This window comes from Waltera intestinalis, assembly GCF_009695995.1.
Classification (GTDB): Bacteria; Bacillota; Clostridia; order Lachnospirales; family Lachnospiraceae; genus Acetatifactor; species Acetatifactor intestinalis.
The window spans coordinates 207,986-225,924 of sequence record NZ_VUMU01000003.1 but is presented as its reverse complement, the minus strand read 5'-3'; the positions used below and the strand labels follow the sequence as shown (position 1 = coordinate 225,924).

The 17,939-nt window shown below is 48.6% G+C and carries 11 protein-coding genes; 3 read left to right on the top strand and 8 right to left on the bottom strand.

Annotated elements, in window-relative coordinates; all coding sequences use genetic code 11:
• Positions 1–40 precede the first annotated feature (40 nt).
• Complete coding sequence (locus tag FYJ59_RS04395; RefSeq protein WP_154495493.1) at positions 41–1,417, bottom strand: MATE family efflux transporter; 1,377 nt, start codon at positions 1,415–1,417, stop codon at positions 41–43.
• A 170-nt stretch (positions 1,418–1,587) separates the two neighbouring features.
• Between FYJ59_RS04395 and FYJ59_RS04390 the strand changes: the two genes are divergently transcribed.
• Genes FYJ59_RS04390 through FYJ59_RS04380 form a run of 3 tightly spaced genes read left to right on the top strand, consistent with a single transcriptional unit; the run spans position 1,588 to position 4,628 of the window.
• The gene (locus tag FYJ59_RS04390; RefSeq protein ID WP_022154775.1) at positions 1,588–2,961 is read left to right on the top strand and encodes an NAD(P)/FAD-dependent oxidoreductase; all 1,374 of its coding nucleotides are present in this window, start codon (positions 1,588–1,590) and stop codon (positions 2,959–2,961) included.
• Positions 2,962–3,000: 39 nt separating this feature from the next.
• Positions 3,001–3,858 carry a DegV family protein gene (locus FYJ59_RS04385; RefSeq protein WP_154495491.1) on the top strand — a complete coding sequence of 286 codons (858 nt, stop codon included), beginning with the start codon at positions 3,001–3,003 and terminating at the stop codon, positions 3,856–3,858.
• 35 nt (positions 3,859–3,893) lie between these two features.
• Positions 3,894–4,628 carry a lysophospholipid acyltransferase family protein gene (locus tag FYJ59_RS04380; RefSeq protein ID WP_154495489.1) on the top strand — a complete coding sequence of 245 codons (735 nt, stop codon included), beginning with the start codon at positions 3,894–3,896 and terminating at the stop codon, positions 4,626–4,628.
• 3 nt (positions 4,629–4,631) lie between these two features.
• Here FYJ59_RS04380 and FYJ59_RS04375 read toward each other — a convergent pair whose 3' ends face one another.
• The 7 genes from FYJ59_RS04375 to ileS form a co-directional block, all read right to left on the bottom strand.
• Positions 4,632–5,903, bottom strand: a complete 1,272-nt coding sequence (locus tag FYJ59_RS04375) for a cellulase N-terminal Ig-like domain-containing protein (protein ID WP_205839450.1) — start codon at positions 5,901–5,903, stop codon at positions 4,632–4,634.
• Positions 5,904–6,009: 106 nt separating this feature from the next.
• The gene (locus FYJ59_RS04370; RefSeq protein ID WP_154495485.1) at positions 6,010–6,858 is read right to left on the bottom strand and encodes a M23 family metallopeptidase; all 849 of its coding nucleotides are present in this window, start codon (positions 6,856–6,858) and stop codon (positions 6,010–6,012) included.
• A gap of 127 nt (positions 6,859–6,985) precedes the next feature.
• Positions 6,986–8,176, bottom strand: coding sequence for a hypothetical protein (locus tag FYJ59_RS04365; protein WP_154495483.1), 1,191 nt, complete (start codon positions 8,174–8,176; stop codon positions 6,986–6,988).
• Positions 8,177–8,445: 269 nt separating this feature from the next.
• A complete protein-coding gene (locus tag FYJ59_RS04360; RefSeq protein WP_205839449.1) occupies positions 8,446–8,961 on the bottom strand; it encodes an SseB family protein in 516 nt (171 codons plus the stop codon).
• Positions 8,962–8,972: 11 nt separating this feature from the next.
• On the bottom strand, positions 8,973–11,264 hold the full coding sequence (locus tag FYJ59_RS04355) for a hydratase (RefSeq protein ID WP_154495479.1): 2,292 nt from the start codon (positions 11,262–11,264) through the stop codon (positions 8,973–8,975).
• A 196-nt stretch (positions 11,265–11,460) separates the two neighbouring features.
• Positions 11,461–13,965 carry a glycogen/starch/alpha-glucan phosphorylase gene (locus tag FYJ59_RS04350; RefSeq protein ID WP_328597201.1) on the bottom strand — a complete coding sequence of 835 codons (2,505 nt, stop codon included), beginning with the start codon at positions 13,963–13,965 and terminating at the stop codon, positions 11,461–11,463.
• Positions 13,966–14,197: 232 nt separating this feature from the next.
• The gene (gene ileS, locus FYJ59_RS04345) at positions 14,198–17,350 is read right to left on the bottom strand and encodes an isoleucine--tRNA ligase (protein ID WP_154495477.1); all 3,153 of its coding nucleotides are present in this window, start codon (positions 17,348–17,350) and stop codon (positions 14,198–14,200) included.
• Positions 17,351–17,939 lie beyond the last annotated feature (589 nt).

Here is a 17,939-nt window from a genome sequence, read left to right as displayed (position 1 = left end):
CACGAGTCTTCCACACTCTGCAGCCGCCTGTCTTATGTACTTATGTTTCTTCCTGTGGTATGGTACTGTGTACTTTTTTCCTCACAAAATAGAAGCACACTGCCTGTAGCAATATCGTCACGGTCCAGGATGCCGGATAGGATAAAAACAGTACCATCAGTGACCGGTGCATGGGGAACACCCCATAGATCCAGAAAATCCTCGTACCTACCGTTCCGATAATAGATAAGATCATAGGAACCGCCGAATGCCCCATTCCACGCAGGGCTCCCGGGATCAGATCCATGATTCCGCATAAAAAATATGTCAGTGTCGTATACAATAAGATTTCCGTACCGCAGGCGATCACATCCGCCTCCGTAGTATAGATATGAAGCAGCTGGGGGCCAAAGAGATTGGCACCGCCACCCAGAGTCACCGCCACGATCACTGACAGGATCATGCAGTCGACAAGTACCCGGTCCATACGCTTTTTCTTCCCGGCTCCGTAGTTCTGGCTGGTGAAGCTCATGCACGCCTGCGTGATGGAATTGATCGATACGAACAGGAATCCGAAGATGTTGTTCGCCGCCGTGTATCCCGCCATGGCAATGGATCCGAAGGAATTCACCGAAGACTGCAGCAATACGTTAGAAAAATTGATCACCACGCTCTGAATTCCGGCAGGCACTCCCACCTGGAAGATCTGCACCAGATACTCCCATTTGATTCCCAGCTTTGTGATCTGCAGGCGGTAACAGCTGTCCGTGCCAAACAGACATCCCAGCACCAGCACACAGGAGATGATCTGCGAGAACACCGTAGCGATGGCCACACCTGCCACTCCCATGGAAAAGACAATGACCAGGAACAGATTTAGTGCAGCGTTAACAGCTCCCGAAATGATCAGGAACAGAAGAGGTCTCTTCGTATCGCCCACTGCCCGCAGAATAGCTGCTCCGTAATTGTACAGCATAAAAAAAGGCATTCCGCAAAAATAGATTTTCATATATAGAGCTGCCTGGTCGATCACGTCTGTCGGAGTATCCATCAGTTCCAGTGCCCCACGGGCACAGAACAGTCCCACAAATACCATGACGATACCGCTGATCAGTGCAAAAGTCATCGCCGTATGTACCGTCTCGCTCATCTCCCGCTCTTTGCCTGCCGCATAGAATCTGGCAGACAATACGTTGGCACCCAGCGAGACCCCGATGAACAGATTCACAAACATATTGATCAGTGCCGTGGTCGATCCCACCGCCGCCAGTGCCTGACTTCCGGTGAATCTTCCGACCACAATAATATCCACTGCATTAAACAGCAGCTGTAAAATACTCGACACCATCAGCGGCAGGGCAAAGGATATTAATTTATCCATGATCGTGCCGTTGCACATATCTATCTCATATTTATTTTTCTTCTGTACTGCTTCCATTTCAGATACCTTTCCATCCATTTCCGGGCAAGCCTATGACTTATGATTCTATCACATATTTTGCTATATTTCCATTCCCCTTTTTTACTAAAAATATGGTATACTATATTTTAGATGTTTTTGGAATTTACAGAAGTGAAAAAAGAACACTATGAAAGGAACCATTCCCTATGAAATATGACATCATTATTATCGGTGCCGGCCCCGGCGGTATCTTCTCCGCTTACGAGCTGGTACAGCAGAATCCCGACCTGAAGATCGCCGTCTTCGAAGCCGGTCATCCTCTGGAGAAGCGCCATTGTCCCATCGATGGAGATAAGATCAAGAGCTGCATTAACTGCAAGAGCTGTTCAATTATGAGCGGTTTCGGCGGTGCAGGTGCTTTTTCCGATGGAAAATACAACATCACCAACGCTTTCGGCGGTACGTTGTATGAATACATCGGCAAAAATCAAGCCATCGATCTCATGAAATACGTGGATGACATCAATATGAAATTCGGTGGAGAGGGCACCAAACTGTATTCCACCGCAGGTACCTCTTTTAAAAAGCTCTGCATGCAGAACAAGCTGACCCTCTTAGATGCTTCCGTCCGTCACTTAGGTACCGATATCAACTTTATCGTGCTGGAGAATCTGTACGCAGAACTCAAAGATAAAGTGACTTTCTATTTCGATACTCCGGTAAAAACTGTGGAAGCACTGGATCCGGGATATCGCATCAGCTGCGAGGACGCCTCCTACGAGTGTGACCAATGCATCATCTCCGTAGGCCGCAGTGGCAGCAAATGGATGGAACAGATCTGTAAGGATCTGGATATCAACACCAAGTCCAACCGTGTGGATATCGGTGTCCGTGTGGAGCTTCCCGCTGTCATCTTCTCTCATCTGACCGATGAACTGTATGAGAGCAAGATCGTATACCGAACCGAGAAATTCGAAGATGCCGTGCGTACCTTCTGTATGAATCCGCACGGTATCGTAGTAAATGAGAATACCAACGGCATCGTCACCGTCAACGGCCACAGCTACGAGGGTGCCGACAAACAGACCGAGAACACCAACTTTGCACTGTTAGTCGCCAAGCATTTCTCCGAACCCTTCAAGGACAGTAACGGCTACGGCGAAAGCATCGCCCGTCTCTCCAATATGCTGGGCGGTGGTGTCATCGTGCAGCGCTTCGGTGATCTGGTAAGAGGACGCCGCAGTAACGCAAAACGTATTGCCGAAGGCATGGTAGAACCGACCCTGTCCGCTACCCCCGGCGATTTAAGTCTGGTACTGCCCAAGCGTATCTTAGACGGCATCATTGAAATGATCTACGCTTTGGACAAGATCGCACCCGGTACCGCCAATGACGACACTCTGCTCTACGGTGTGGAGGTGAAATTCTATAACATGGAAGTAGAACTGGACGAGCACCTGGAAAGCTGTCATAAGGGATTATATATCATCGGTGACGGCAGCGGCGTGACCCATTCCCTGTCCCATGCATCTGCCAGCGGCGTCTATGTTGCCAGACAGATCGTCAAAGGCAATGAATAATAATACAAGATGAAACGCTAAAAAAGGAAGGTATATTCTATGGCACAGACAGTTAAGATCATCTCTGACAGTACCTGCGATCTGTCAAAAGATTTATTGGAAAAATATGACATTTCCATCCTGCCCCTGCACATCCTGTTAGGGGAGACAGAGTATCGTGATGGTGTGGACATTACCCCGGAAGAGATCTTCCGATGGTCCGATGAAAATAAGACCACACCGAAGACCTCTGCACCTTCCATGACCGAGGCCATGGAAGTGATGAAGCCATTTCTGGATGAAGGCCGTGAGATCATCTGTTTCTCTATTTCCGACAGCATGTCCACCTCCGGCAATGTCATGCGTCTGGCTGCGGAAGAACTGGAAGCTTCTGATAAAGTAACTGTGATCAATTCCGCCAACCTGTCTACCGGCATCGGGCTACAGGTAATACAGGCTGCCCTTTTATCCGCAGAGGGGAAAACCAGAGCCCAGATCACTGCTGCCATCGAAGAGATCCGCCCCAGAGTACGTGCCAGCTTCACCGTAGATACTCTGACCTACCTCTACCGTGGAGGAAGATGTAATGCTGTCGCAGCTCTGGCAGGCACCATGTTAAAGCTTCATCCCAGGATCGTAGTCGAAGACGGCGCCATGAATGCCTCCAAAAAATATCGTGGTAAGCTGAGTTCTGTCATCCTGTCCTACACAAAAGATATGGAAGATGACCTGAAAAATGCGGTTCCCGACAGAGTCTTCATCACGCACTCCGGCTGTGATCGTGAAATTGTAGAGTCGGTTCGTTCCTATCTGGAGAGCCTCGGTATTTTCAACGAAATACTGGAGACCAGAGCCGGCGGTGTCATATCCAGCCACTGCGGACCCGGTACACTGGGCGTTCTATTTATCGAGAAATGATATTGTTAGAGCAAATGAATTAGAAAGAGGTATTTATGATCCGTTTTATATTCGTTGTATTATTTGTTGTATTATTCCTGATCCTGTCCACTCCGCTTATGCTGGTGGAATGGATCATTGGCAAGTTCAATCCGGGGCTGAAGGACAAAAGTTCCCTGGCCATTGTCAACTGGGCATTCCGTCAGGTGATCCGCCTGGCGGGTACCAAAGTGATCGCCTTCGGTGAAGAAAATATTCCCACCGATACTGCAGTACTGTATGTGGGCAATCACCGCAGCTTTTTCGATGTGGTCCTGACCTACGTCCGCGTTCCCAGACCTACCGGCTACGTTGCGAAAAAAGAAATGCTGAAATGGCCCCTGTTAAATATCTGGATGAAGGATCTGCACTGTCTCTTCCTGGACCGCCAGGATATCAAGGCCGGGCTGAAAACGATCCTGGCTGCCATTGATAAGGTGAAAAACGGTATTTCTATCTGTATTTTCCCCGAAGGTACCCGGAATAAGACCAAGGATACTTTCCTCCCTTTCCATGAAGGCAGCTTCAAGATTGCCGAAAAAGGCAATGTTCCCATCATTCCCATGACCATTGTGAACTCTGCCGCTATTTTTGAAGACCATTTTCCCAAAATAAAAAAGGCCACCGTAGTCATTGAATACGGTAAGCCCATTTATATGAAGGATCTGGACAAGGAGACCCGCAAGAGCATGGGCACCTATGTACAGAATATTATCTCCGAGACCTATTTCAAAAACAAAGAACTGATCTAATATCTAATGTTTTCCGATGAGGGAGACCTGTTGGGCGATCAGAAGAAGATAATCCGACGTTTTTCCCTCTTCCGGATAATAGCACACGGAATCTCTGTTTCTGCCCATCAGATAATGTAAAAAATCTTCCAATATCTCCGTATACTGATAACTGTATAAGATATAATTGGCACAGGCCAGTTCCTCCGCCCGCTTCAGCAGATCTTCCGTACCGTTGTTGACGGAAGTCACGGCGTCGGTCATTTTACCGGAACGTTTTGCCAGTTCCTCTCCCTGATCTCTGATACCTTCCATGAATGCTGTGCACAGATCAATATCCACCGACTGTCTGGTAGCCAGATATGTCATGGAACCGTAGAGATATGCAGTTTCCTCCAGATAGCTTGTATTATCTTCAAAAAATTCCTTATACTCCAAAATCTGCGAACGATAGGAAGGAAGTCCCGCAGCCCGGTACAGTTCCGTCAAAGCCATGAATTTCTCCGCATCTCTGCCGGATGCTGCTGCCAGCTTTGTGTAGATTGCGGATGCGTGCTGAAGACATTGCGTTGCATATTGCACATCATATTTCTGATACAGATAACTGAATTTTGCCAGGACAGCCACATACGTCATGGTATCCGGCTCCTTATCCGCTGTTCCATTAACAGTTTTTTCCAGCCAATCCGCAATATATTCCAGCATATCCGGAATCTCATTCCGATTATCGTCCGTAAAAACTTCCGAATACCATTCGCATGCCTCCAGCAGTGTCAGGATCTCATCCTCTGTAATGCTGCGCTCCCGGCAGCTTTCATGCACCCTTTCGCACAATGCTTTAAACAATTCCTCATAATACCTCTCCTTTATGGAAAAAGAGAGTGACTGCCCCACCCGGTCGCATTCCAGATAAAAGCTTCCCTCGCTGGTATATTCCGTAAAATCCACTGTTCCGATGTATAATTGCAGATCCTCGTTGTACTCCGGCTGCTTTACCTTCCCCCGATATACGATCTCTCCGGACTCTTTATCGATCAGCCGGAAACTTTCCACCGGTTCCCGGCTTTTGACGATTGCCTGCTTTTCTCCGTCTCCTGCATACCCCTGCTGATCCACCAGTACATTAGGAGTAAGTGTCGGAATGGTATAATTGATTATCGGGGTATTTTCCATTGCCATATCCGCAATACTGACATGTCCCGTCTCGGCAGAGGTATTGCCACAGGCGGTATTCCCTATGATATTCACGATGAACAGCAGCGACAATATTGCTGCATATTTTCTGTTGTATTTCAAATTGGTCCTCCGCTCAATCTCCCGGGAGATTACAGTACACGATTTTTCCATTGATAATAGTATAAACGGTCCACATGAAAATTTCCATAGGTATTCTGTATATACATCAGTGGAACAATGCCTCCCCGTTTACCGGATCCCCATTATGCGTCAGGGCAAAATACACATTGCTCCCCTCAGCACTGTAATATTTTGTAGGCGCTGCTACACTGCCGATAGTTTCACCCGGATTCACATAAGCATTTTCCTTGACGGTAATCTCCGCCAGTTGTCCGTAAGTGGCCTCATAGCCGTCTCCCAGATCCAGCGTCACCGCCTTACCGATCTCCTCATTTTCAAAAATCGAAGTTACTTTTCCCTGCGCACAGGCGGTTACCGTCATGCCTTCTTCCGCGGAAAAGATCGTAGCCGGATTGTACTTGTACTGATCCAGTGTGGTAAAGTAAATGCTCTTGTCCATAGAGTAATGCATCAGAATATCACTCTGTACCGGTTTCTGCATTCCATCGCTTTCCGTAAAATGCAGGGTTTTCTCTACTGTCAGCTCCGGCATCTGCTGCTCTGCCTCCGCAGCCTCCTGTAAGGTCTCCTGATCTGTCAGTCCCGGGATCTCCACATGGGCGGAGCCCACCTCCTGGGGAAGATAATCCAGATCATCCTCCGTGACCGGTGCTGCCGCGATCTCATTTCCGGCTGTGTTATTCGCGGTCAGTTCCGGAATATTCTCTTCCTCCTTCAGCAAATGCTCCTCATTATATTCGGATATTTCCTGCATTTTGTCATCCGCATTGTTTTCAAGTGCAGTGAAGTCCAAGGTATAGCCATCATCCTTGGACTCCACATTCTGCCCCTTCATATAGACCCCCGTCATGGTCAACGCTGCCAGTACAAAGGCCGAAGAGGCCAACATTATAATACGCTCTTTATGAATACCGCTTTTTTTATTTCTTCTCATATCCGCATCCTTCCTGTTCCCTGAACCAACTTTCTGCTATACAATCGTTTCAACCACTTTCCCTGGTTTATCCTATAGTCTTGCCCGATTCAGGTGTTTTATTCAGAATGCGATATTACGTTTCTTTTTACGCTTTGGCGGCATAGGCTGCCATATCTACGTGCTGCACAGTACCCATATTTCCGTTTTCATATAAGAAAATACCTGTCTTACGAATCACTCCGTTCGTTGCATTGGCTTCTGTCGCACCGTCCTGGGCCGTTCTGTCTCCCTGTAAGGTAAAATCTGTGGAAACATTTTGCAGACAGATTGCACCGACACCCTTGTCGGAAAGTTTGTACAATACGTCATTGCCCTTTTCATCTTTGCACCAGATTTTTAATTTTGACCAGATGGAATCATTCTCATCGATCCAGCCGTTGCCGTCCTCATCATACCGTGCCAGATCCGCAAATCCGTCACCGTTCCCGGTCCCGAACAGTTCACTGCCGTCGTTGATGACGCCATCACCGTTTTTATCCAGCGCCAGATAACCACTGCCCTTTAACATAGAAATTTCTTCTTCCTTGCCGTCGGCATCCAGATCAAAATAAAAGGTCTGATCTGACAGTTCTGTCGCATCGGTATCCAGATTGATCACCAGCGGATCATGAAGGGTGAATTCCGCTACGTTGAGTTCCTCTCTGTAGTATTCCTCACATCTGCGGCTCATATTTACATTAACATTAAAATTGATCTCTCGGCCATCCTTGGTACGCACGGTTCCCACGGTGGAAAAACTTGTATCTTCCTGTTCCATGCTCCAGGTCTCACCCACATAGTTCAATACTTTCACGCGGGATGTCACCAGATTGAACACTTCTGATGCAGGTGTTGCCGTGGCCGTTTTCTGCACATTTTCAGTACTTGTCTGTGCATTCCCGGTCTGGTTGCTGCCGCTCCAGCCATTTTCCTGCATCCAGTCATGCAGAGTGCTGTTTCTGGACGGGAACAACAAATCAAATATATAGCGTACCGTATATTCCCGGATAGTGGACAGTGTCTGTTCTCCGGCACTGCTTCGCATATCCCATCTGGCAGAAGATACCAGAAAACGGCTTTGCCAGTCTTTTGCGGTCATTGCAGTATTCTCTGCGGTATTCTCCTGTTCCCCGGTGTTCTGTGCCGTATCCTCTCCGTTCGGTGTCTTCTGTCCCTTCGTTGATATATCTGTCAGACCTGCCTGATAATCCGTTATCTCAAATCGTCTGACGCTTGTCTTAGAAGCATGGTAGCTTCTGGCGGAATCCATTCCTATGCTTGCGGAATCAATTCTCAAATCTGTAATTTTCTCCTTTCCCCGACCTCACCATACAGGGCGCGCTTCCTGTAAAGCTTAATCGTTCACCACCACATGCGATATTGCATGGCTGAACGGTTAAGTCAAAAAAATGGTAACAGAACAGAATATTTTAATATTATTCTATCCGATTACCATCCGTGGTGTCGTTATAAAACTATATAAAAAATAAGTAGCAGGAAGTGACCGGCCTTGTCACCTCTCTGCTACTTATATCGTCCATATGGGGCGTTTTGTTTAGTCTGAATTTATTGCTGTGTGGGTGCAACAGGTGCACCGGGTGCTGGAGGTACCGGTTTCCCGGCTGCTTTCAGCTTCGCAGCGATCATGCCGGCTACCATCTCTCTGGTAACCACGATATTGCCGCCGAAGGGATTGATGACAAATCCCAGGGCCGGACTGCTATTACCCTGTGCATCCTTGCGCAGCAGCATTCCCGCATAGTCGTCAAAATTCATGGCGAACGTCTGCTGGTTCTCTTCGTCCTTCCACTTTTTTAATTCCATCCAGTCTGTGAAAGCCATGAAGAATTTCCGTCCGTCCTCTGTAGATAACATGGGGAACTGGACTTTTGCATCACGGGGAATTCTCACCTGTCCCTTTTCATCCGGCTGGGGCGCAGGATCGATCACTACCGGAGCCAGGAACTTTGCTTTCTGAAGCTCCTCCATGAACATCTGTCTGTGTTCCGGTGTGTCTTCTGCTTTTAATAATTCAATAGATCCTACCATCATGGGGTTGGATACCGGTTTGTTAAATTCCATATTTTTGCTCCTCATACACGGTTATAGTTGATTAAGCAGCCCTTCAGGATGATCTGGCGTTCTTCATCGGTCAGTTCGCCTAACTTCAGGGAGAATTCCTTCATGCCCTCTCCGGGTGTTACCACATAAGCTTTGATCTCTTCTGCCTTGTCTTCCACGGCTTTCTTGATGCCGGGAACAAACAGATAATCCAGATTCTTAAAAGGCAGATCCCCGGGCTGGATGAGGAAGGGAAGCATACCCCAGTTGATCAGGTTGGAACGATAACGCTTGGTAGCATATTCGTTGGCGATATTCGCCCAGCCGCCCAGTACCTTCTGACAGGAAGCAGCCTGCTCACGGGCAGAACCGTCTCCGGGCTTTACTGCGAAGATTGTGGAACCGAATCCGGTGTTCTTACGGTCAGCCTCAGGATACTGTTTCTTCACTTCGCCCATGACATCCTTCAGTACGGGAACCGCCTGGCAGGGATGTCCGCCGTTCATACGCTCTTTCTCTGCCTTCTGGATCTCTTTGGCACGTCCTACATACTGCGGATCCTTACGGCTCAAGGTGAACTCTGCCAGTCCCAGAGGATTGGAACGATAGGAAGAGGTCTCACCGGAAGGAATCAGCTCATCGGTGGTGGTTACAGGATCGTGGATCTCGGATACTACCTGTAATACCAGATTTTCAGGCAGGGCACCCATAGCGGGCCAGTCCTTGATATTGGGGCCGAACTGGATCTCTACGCTCTCGTCTGCCACACCGTGGGAATCGAATACACGGTTCTTGTAAATATTGCTGTCGAAATGATATTTATATTTTCCAAAGTCGCCGTCGAACTCTGTTGCGGGAGTCAGCACGCCCTTGTTGGCTGCGGTAGCTGCGATAGATCTTGCATCCATCAGAGCTACGGAAGCGATCTGGCCGTTCTGCAGCTTGGAGCCTTCACGGTTCGGGAAGTTTCTGGTAGAGTGACGGATACTGAATGCGTTATTGGCAGGGGTATCTCCGGCACCGAAGCAGGGACCGCAGAAGGCTGTCTTCATGACTGCACCGGTCTCTAAGATGGTCGCAGCACAACCGTTACGGATCAGCTCCATGTATACGGGCATAGATGCGGGATATACGCTTAAAGTAAATTCATCCGCACCAATGTATCTGCCCTTCAGGATATCGGCTGCTGCACAGATATTCTCGAATCCGCCGCCGGCACAGCCTGCAATAATACCCTGATCTACGATGAATTTGCCGTTCTTTACTTTATTCTTCAGAGTGAAGTCCACAGCACCGTCTAAGCTTACCTTGGCACGCTTCTCGGTCTCATCCAGAATATCCATCAGGTTCGCATTCAGCTCCTCGATGGTGTAAGTATTGCTGGGATGGAACGGCATGGCGATCATGGGACGGATCTTGTCCAGATCCACCTCGATGAGGCCGTCATAGTAAGTTACCTGACCGGGGTTCAGTTCCTTATAATCTTCGGTACGTCCGTGGATCTCGTAGAACTCACGGATCTGGTCGTCGGTCTTCCAGATGGAGGACAGACAGGTGGTCTCTGTGGTCATGACATCAATGCCGATACGGAAATCCGCACTCAGGGAAGCCACACCGGGACCTACGAATTCCATGACTTTATTTTTCACATAACCGTTTTTGAATACGGCACCGATGATCGCCAGTGCCACGTCCTGAGGACCTACCCCTTTCACGGGGGCACCCTTTAAGTATACGGCTACCACGCCGGGCATGTTGATATCATAGGTCTGGTTCAGTAACTGCTTCACCAGCTCGGGACCGCCCTCGCCCATAGCCATGGTACCCAGGGCACCGTAACGGGTATGGGAATCGGAGCCTAAGATCATTTTGCCGCCGCCGGCCAACATCTCTCTGGCGAACTGATGAATAACTGCCTGATGAGGGGGTACATAGACACCACCGTACTTTTTCGCACAGGTCAGACCAAACATGTGGTCATCCTCATTGATGGTGCCGCCTACGGCACACAGAGAGTTATGACAGTTGGTCAGTACATAGGGCATGGGGAACTTCTGCAGTCCGGATGCTCTTGCGGTCTGAATGATACCTACAAAGGTAATATCATGGCTGGTAAGCTTATCAAAACGGATTTTCAGCTTATCCATATTGCCGGAAGTATTATGTTCCCGCAGGATACCATATGCCATGGTGTTTTTCGTTGCTTCTTCTTTGGAGATCGTAATGCCGGTCTTCGCCTGTATCTGACTGGCTGCTTCCGGGGTATCCGCTACAATATCTGTACCGTTTACCAGGTAAGCGCCGCCCTGTGTTAACTGAATCATGCTCGTCCTCCTGTTATTCCACTTCTTATGCATAGATAGAGTGCATCTTGTGTGCACTCCTTTCATTATACTGGATTGTTTTCTCAGATGCAATGATCTTATAGGATGTTTTTGCACTTGAGCGTACGCAAAAAAATACCGCCTATAGAGCGCAACAGTCTCTCTAGGCGGTATGACTTCTTTCTTAAGTTCTTAATTATTTCAGTACTACCTTATCCAGATGCCAGATCTCATCCACATACTGCTGGATGGTTCTGTCAGAGGTAAACTTGCCGGAGCATGCCACATTCAGGATAGCGCTCTTCGCCCAGTTGTCCTCGTCACGGTAAGCAGCCTCTACTTTCTTCTGTGCTTCCGCATAAGACTTGAAGTCCTTGAGGATGAAGTAGGTATCTGCCTTCGCAGTGCACTGGGTGTTCAGCAGGGAATTGTACAGCGGGCGGAACAGCTCGGGATCTCCCGGTGCATAGGTTCCGTTGATCAGCTGCATCAGTACCTTGCGGACGTCCTGATCATTGTTGAAGATCTCCATGGGGTCATATCCGCCATGGTTCTCATAGTTGATAACCTCCTGTGCGGACAGGCCGAAGATGAAGGCATTCTCTTCGCCCACTTCTTCTACGATCTCTACGTTGGCACCGTCCATGGTTCCCAGGGTCAGGGCACCGTTCAGCATGAACTTCATGTTACCGGTACCGGATGCTTCCTTACTTGCGGTAGAGATCTGCTCGGAGACATCTGCTGCCGCAAAAATGATCTCTGCGTTAGATACGTTATAGTTCTCGATAAATACGACCTTGATCTTGCCGTTGATGGCGGGATCGTTGTTGACCACATCCGCTACGGAGTTGATCAGCTTGATGGTCAGCTTCGCATTACGATAGCCGGCTGCTGCCTTGGCTCCGAAGATAAAGGTTCTGGGATAGAAGTCCAGTTCCGGATGCTCCTTCAGTTCGTTGTACAGATACATTACATGGAGAATGTTTAACAGCTGTCTCTTATACTCATGCAGACGCTTTACCTGTACATCGAAGATGGATCTGGGATCTACTTCGATACCGTTGTGCTCTAAAATGTATTTTGCCAGACGTACTTTGTTTTGGTACTTGATGTTCATGAATTCCTGCTGTGCCTTTTTGTCATCCGCATATACTTTCAGCCGGGAGATCTGAGGCAGATCGGTGATCCAGTCGTCACCCACATGAGCGGTAACCCAGTCTGCCAGCAGAGGGTTCGCATGCAGCAGGAAACGTCTCTGGGTAATACCGTTGGTCTTATTATTGAAACGCTCCGGGAACATCTCATAGAAATCCTTCAGTTCCTGAGTCTTCAGGATCTCGGTATGCAGTCTGGCCACACCGTTGACGGAATAGCCGGCCACAATTGCCATATGCGCCATCTTCACCTGTCCGTCGTAGATGATTGCCATCTTACGGATCTTCTCCTGTACATCCACACCGGGTACATTGCTGTACTTCTGCTGGATATCAAGGATGAATCTGCGGTTGATCTCTTCCACGATCTGATAGATTCTGGGAAGCAGTCTGGAGAACAGTTCGATGGGCCATTTCTCCAATGCTTCCGCCATGATGGTATGGTTGGTGTAGGCACAGGTCTTGGTGGTGATCTCCCACGCTTCCTCCCAGGTCAGATAATAATCATCCATCAGCACACGCATCAGCTCTGCGATAGCTACGGTAGGATGGGTATCGTTCAGTTGGAATGTAACCTTCTCATAGAACTTATGGATATCGTCATGCTTTCTCATGTACTTCTCTACAGCTTCCTGTACGGATGCGGAGATGAAGAAGTACTGCTGCTTCAGACGCAGCTCCTTACCTGCATAGTGATTGTCGTTGGGGTACAGAACCTCTACGATATTGCGTGCCAGGTTCTCCTGCTCTACCGCCTTCTGATAATCACCCTTGTCAAAAGAATCCAGCTGGAAGCACTCTACGGGCTCCGCATCCCAGATACGCAGGGTATTTACAATGCCGTTGCCATAACCCACGATGGGGAAATCAAACGGAACCGCCTTAACGGACTGATAGCCTTCCTGGGTAAATACGTTTCTGCCGTTCTCATCGGTATGAACGCTTACATAGCCGCCGAATTTAACGATCTTCGCATACTCGGGTCTGCGCAGTTCGAAAGGATTGCCGTTCATCAGCCAGTTATCGGGAACCTCTACCTGATAACCGTCGCGGATCTCCTGCTTGAACATACCGTAACGATAACGGATACCGCAGCCGTATGCGGGATATCCCAGGGTTGCCAGGGAATCCAGGAAACATGCTGCCAGACGTCCCAGTCCTCCGTTACCCAGTGCTGCATCCGGCTCCTGATCCTCGATCAGGTTCAGATCCAGTCCCAGTTCTTCCAGAGCTTCCGCTACGGGCTTATATGCCTTTAAGTTGATCAGGTTATTACCCAGTGCTCTTCCCATCAAAAACTCCATGGACATGTAGTAGACCATCTTGGGGTCTTCCTTCTCATATGCCTTCTGGGTCTCCATCCAGTTCTCTACGATACGGTCCTTGATCGCATAAGATACTGCCTGGAAGATCTGCTGTGCATCTGCCTCTTCCAGATTCTTACGATACAGGGTGCGCACATTATATTCCACACTTCTCTTGAAGAGCTCCTTATCGAACTCTTTTGCCTTTACCGGCTTCTCGCTGGCTACTACTGATTTTTTCACCTATGTTCTCCTCTCCATTACCTCTCCGGTACTGTACTCTTCTCAAGATATTCCGCACCGGATAGCGTTATGATTTCATCCATATTCTTAACCAAATACAGGTAATATTATAACAAACTTCCATGCGCATTCCAACTGTTTTCGCCGGTTTTCGTAAGTTTCGTAAATGTTTTTCCGAAACAGAAAAGATTCTGCGGTCCCCCCTTCCGGAAAAACCACAGAATCTTTATCTTTATACTCTCTCCACAGCGATCACTGCGTTCTCGCCGTTGATATTCCATTCCTTCGATACGCCGTATTCCGCACCGCTTGTCAGTTCATCAGCCAGAACCTTGCCGCTGATGGCTTCTTTATTCTTCTGTGCGATCTCGGACAGCTTATCGTTGCCATTGATGGATACGCGGATGTGATCGGTCACTTCGAAGCCGCTCTCCTTACGCATGGTCTGGATCTTGCTGATGATCTCGTATACGAAGCCTTCCTCTACCAGTTCCGGTGTCAGGTTGGTATCCAGGACGACGGTCATCCGATTGTCCTCCTGAGATACATAGCCTTCCTTCTGTGCCATGTCGATCAGCAGATCGTCCTTGGTCAGTTCCACAGCCACACCGTCTACATCGAACTTTAATGCGCCGTCTGCATTCAGTTCATCCATTGCTGCATTGCCATCCAGTGCTGCGAGGTGCTTCTGAATGCCGCCCAACTGTTTGCCGTACTTGGGTCCTACGGTACGCAGCTGGGGTTTGAAGGTGTAAGAGGTAAAGTCACGTACGTCATCGGTAAATACGACTTCCTTGACGTTCAACTCATCCTCGATGATCTCCTGATAGAACTCACTTAAGGTGAAGTCTGACTTGATATACATTCTGCTGATCGGCTGACGATTCTTGATGGCAGCCTCGTTACGGCATGCACGACCCATAACTACAGCATCCAGCACATCTTCCATATCCTCTTCCAGCTTCTTGTCGATGTGATCCTTGTTCACTACCGGGAAGTCACACAGATGGATACTCTCGGGAGCATTTGCATCGTTGCTTCTTACCAGGTTCTGGTAAATATCCTCTGTCATGAAGGGGATCATGGGTGCTGCTGCCTTACAGATGGTCACCAGTGCGGTGTACAGCGTCATATAGGCATTGATCTTATCCTGCTCCATACCCTTTGCCCAGAAACGCTCACGGCTGCGTCTTACATACCAGTTACTCATCTCATCGACGAAGTCCTGCAGAGCCTTAGCAGCCTCGGGGATACGGTACTGATCCAGATTGCTGTCTACTTCTGCAACGGTAGAGTTCAGTTTGGACAGCAGCCACTTATCCATTACGGGCAGTTTGTCATATTCCAGTGTATATTTGGAAGCATCAAAATTATCAATGTTTGCATACAGCACGAAGAATGCGTAGGTATTCCACAGGGTACCCATGAACTTACGCTGTCCTTCCTGTACGGCTTTGCCGGAGAATCTCTTCGGCAGCCAGGGTGCGGAACTGGTGTAGAAATACCAGCGGATGGCATCTGCACCGTAGGTCTCCAGTGCGTTGAAAGGATCTACCGCATTGCCCTTACTCTTACTCATCTTCTGACCGTTCTCATCCTGTACATGGCCCATAACGATAACGTTCTTGTAAGGAGCCTTATTGAAGAGCAGAGTAGATTCTGCCAGCAGAGAGTAGAACCATCCACGGGTCTGGTCCACTGCCTCGGAGATAAAGTCAGCAGGGAACTGCTGCTCGAACAGATCCTTGTTTTCAAACGGATAATGATGCTGTGCAAAAGGCATTGCTCCGGAGTCGAACCAGCAGTCGATCACCTCGGGAACACGCTTCATCTGCTTGCCACACTCGGGGCAGGTGATGGTGATCTCGTCGATGTAAGGACGATGGAATTCTACGGTCTTCGCCTTCTCATTGCCGCTCATCTTGTACAGCTCTTCACGGCTACCGATGGAATGCTGGTGTCCGCATTCGCACTCCCAGATATTTAACGGAGTACCCCAGTAACGGTTACGGGATACACCCCAGTCCTGAATATTCTCCAGCCAGTTGCCGAAACGTCCCTCACCGATGGAAGCGGGGATCCAGTTGATGGTCTTATTATTACGTACCAGGTCATCCTTCACAGCGGTCATCTTGATGAACCAGGACTCTCTTGCATAATAGATCAGCGGAGTATCACATCTCCAGCAGAAGGGATAATCATGCTCGAACTTCGGTGCATCGAACAGCTTGCCCTCTGCATCCAGATCCTTAAGTACCAGAGGATCTGCATCTTTTACGAATTTTCCGGCATAAGGGGTCTCTGCGGTCAGATCGCCCTTGCCGTCTACGAACTGTACGAAGGGCAGCTCGTAATTACGTCCAATACGGCTGTCGTCTTCACCGAAAGCCGGTGCAATATGAACGATACCGGTACCGTCGGTCATGGTTACATAACCGTCGCAGGTTACGAAATGTGCCTTTTTCTTCTGCTTTTCAGCGGCATCTCCCGCACACTTGTACAGAGGCTCGTACTCCTTGTACTCCAGATCCTTACCAACATAAGTCTCCAGTACTTCGTAAGCATCCTTGCCCTCTTCTGCCAGGCGGCCCAGTACCTTGTCTGCCAGTGCCTTTGCAATATAATAGGTATAACCGTCGGCAGCCTTCACCTTCAGGTAGGTCTCCTCCGGGTTCACGCACAGTGCCACGTTGGAAGGAAGAGTCCAGGGGGTGGTGGTCCATGCCAGGAAATATGCATCCTCGCCCTTTACCTTGAAACGTACGATAGCGGAACGCTCTTTGACTGCCTTATAGCCCTGTGCCACTTCGTGGCTGGACAGCGGGGTTCCGCAACGAGGGCAGTAAGGAACGATCTTGAAGCCTTTGTACAGAAGTCCCTTATCCCAAATGGTCTTCAGTGCCCACCATTCGGACTCGATGAAGTTGTCATCGTAGGTAACATAAGGGTTATCCATGTCAGCCCAGAAACCAACAGTACGGGAGAAATCTTCCCACATTCCCTTGTATTTCCAGACGCTCTCTTTACATTTGTCGATGAAAGGTGCCAGACCGTATTCCTCGATCTGCTCCTTACCATCCAGACCCAGCAGCTTCTCAACTTCCAGCTCTACGGGAAGTCCGTGAGTATCCCAGCCCGCCTTACGGGGAACCATATATCCCTTCATGGTACGGTATCTGGGGATCATATCCTTGATGGTACGGGTCTCTACATGACCGATGTGGGGCTTACCGTTGGCGGTAGGCGGTCCGTCGTAGAAGGTATAGGTCTCGCCTTCCTTACGGTGTTCCATACTTTTTTTGAAAATGTTGTTGTCCTCCCAGAATTTCTCGACAGCTTTCTCACGGTCTACGAAATTCAGGCTTGTGGGTACCTGCTTGTACATAGTGCGCTTCCTTTCTTTTCTTATTACAGCATCATACTATTCAGCGCCTCATTCACAAAATCGCATCTTCGATGCTTTCCTTTTGTTCATTGAGGCTAGCTCGCCAAAGAAATATTTTCAGAGGTTCTTATGAATGCAAGCATTCAACGATCCTCTGTCAATATTTCATGGCTCTGAATAGTATCAAAAATAGCTCCGTCCCGTAACAGGACGAAGCTCATGCATTCGTTAACCACCTCTTACAACATACTTCCCATACGATTCCACATGTGTAATCTCACAGGAGTGATATGCTTCCCGGTAACGGCGGGATTCCGTTCAGAACTACTGACCTGGGCTTTTGTTCTGACAGCTCAGAAGTGATTTTCACGATTCCCTTACTCGCACCGGTCTCTCACCATCACCGGCTCGCTTTGCCTTTCTGCGGAAAAGTTACTCTCTTCGTCAATGCATTTTTGATATACCGCTATTATATATCTCATTTTTTTGCGTTGTCAAGCCGGATGTTATGATTTGCTTAGAAAGCTTTTCTTTCTTGCTTTTCCGACATTTATTTCATATAATTATTTTAAGACTGATATGTGTACCG

Bases quoted from the DNA above. Each gene is read 5' to 3' on its own strand.
- FYJ59_RS04380 (WP_154495489.1), top strand. From the start codon at position 3,894: ATGATCCGTTTTATATTCGTTGTATTATTTGTTGTATTATTCCTGATC.
- FYJ59_RS04355 (WP_154495479.1), bottom strand. From the start codon at position 11,264: ATGATTCAGTTAACACAGGGCGGCGCTTACCTGGTAAACGGTACAGAT.
- FYJ59_RS04390 (WP_022154775.1), top strand. From the start codon at position 1,588: ATGAAATATGACATCATTATTATCGGTGCCGGCCCCGGCGGTATCTTC.
- ileS (WP_154495477.1), bottom strand. From the start codon at position 17,350: ATGTACAAGCAGGTACCCACAAGCCTGAATTTCGTAGACCGTGAGAAA.
- FYJ59_RS04395 (WP_154495493.1), bottom strand. From the start codon at position 1,417: ATGGAAGCAGTACAGAAGAAAAATAAATATGAGATAGATATGTGCAAC.
- FYJ59_RS04385 (WP_154495491.1), top strand. From the start codon at position 3,001: ATGGCACAGACAGTTAAGATCATCTCTGACAGTACCTGCGATCTGTCA.
- FYJ59_RS04360 (WP_205839449.1), bottom strand. From the start codon at position 8,961: ATGGAATTTAACAAACCGGTATCCAACCCCATGATGGTAGGATCTATT.
- FYJ59_RS04370 (WP_154495485.1), bottom strand. From the start codon at position 6,858: ATGAGAAGAAATAAAAAAAGCGGTATTCATAAAGAGCGTATTATAATG.